This is a genomic window from Achromobacter sp. Marseille-Q0513 (assembly GCF_018195695.1).
Taxonomy (GTDB): Bacteria; Pseudomonadota; Gammaproteobacteria; order Burkholderiales; family Burkholderiaceae_B; genus Achromobacter.
In genome coordinates this window covers 1-1403 of the sequence record NZ_JAGTJY010000365.1, presented here as the reverse complement: position 1 = coordinate 1403, position 1403 = coordinate 1, and the positions used below count along the sequence as shown (strand labels likewise).

The window sequence follows — 1403 nt, the reverse complement described above, 5'->3', positions numbered from 1 at the left end:
GGGCCAGTTCGTCGATTTCCTGGGCGCGCGGCACCCCCACCCGCTTCGAAAGCCTGCTGGACCGGCTCAAGCCGCGCGCCCAGGAAATCGACGAACTGGCCCAGGTGGACTACCGTGACCTGGGCAGCCTGCTGCTGGTCACGCCGGGCACGCCGCTCATGCGCCGCATCCCGCCGCTGCCCGGCATCGACGGCCGCGACGTGCTGGGCCAGCCCGTGCTGCCCGACGAGATGGCCGACACGCAATTCTCCAGCGACATGTCCGGCGTCGAGATCGATCCGGAAGATCCCCTGCTGCTGCGCGCGGCGATCGCCGGCAGCCCCAAGCTGATCAACCAGGGCGTGCAGGTCAACCCGGTCGTCGAGGTGGACGCCGTGGACCTGACCACCGGCAACATCAATTTCGAAGGCTCGCTGCAGGTCCGGGGCGACATCAGCGCCACCATGGAAGTGCGCGTGACCGGCGACGTGGTCGTCAACGGCACCATGGAAGCGGCGCTGGTCGAGGCCGGCGGCAACGTCACGGTCAAGGGCGGCATCATCGGCATGGCCGAGGCGGTGCAGGACGCGTCCGGCCCGGCCCGCACCGCGCACATCGTCTGCGGCGGCGAGCTGAAGGCCCGCTTCATCGAGAACGCCATCATCAGCGCCGGCCAGAACGTGGAAGTCGAGCGCGAGATCCGCCAGTGCAGCATCGCCGCCGGCGGCGCGGTCAACGTGGGCGCGGCCAACGCGCAGCAGACCGCCATCATGGGCGGCCAGATCCGCGCCCTGCAGGCGGTGCGCGCCGGCACCATCGGTTCGCCCGCCGGCGTGCCCACGCTGGTGCAGGCGGGCCTGGACCCGCACGCCGACATCAAGCGATCGGCGCTGACGCGCAAGCGCGTGAAGATGAACGAGGAAAAGGCCAAGCTCGAACAGCTGCTGCTGTTCCTGCACTCGCACCCCGAGCGCGCCACCGGCGACGTGGTCGACCGCGCGCGCAACACCCACGCCAAGCTGGGCCGCGACCTGGTCACGCTGGAAGAGGAAGAGGCCCAGCTGGTGCGCGACCTGCAGCCGATCCACACGGCCAGCATCACGGCCAGCCGGCGCTATTGCAGCGGCGTGAAGATCCAGATCGGCAACAAGATGCAGGAATTCCTGGAAGACCAGGTTGGCGGCAAGGCCGCGCTGGAAGAAGGCCAGATCGTCATCCGCTGACGGACATTGCGGGCGGCGCGGACCTTGCCGCGCCTGGCCCGCTCCGGGCCGCGACAGCCGGCGACCGCGCCGCTGCCGACGGGTCCGCGAGCGTCACGTCCCGCCCGCGCCCTCGTCCTGGCCCGGCGCCAGTTCACGGAACCACGCGCGCGGCGGCCGATGCGGTGGGCGCGCATTTCCATCCGCTCGGGCGGGTGGGAT

General features: G+C 70.8%; 1 protein-coding gene. It reads left to right on the top strand.

Annotated elements, in window-relative coordinates:
* A partial coding sequence (locus tag KDH83_RS30665; RefSeq protein WP_212322805.1) for a FapA family protein occupies positions 1-1202 on the top strand: 1202 nt, incomplete at its 5' end.
* Between the last annotated feature and the right edge of the window lie 201 nt (positions 1203-1403).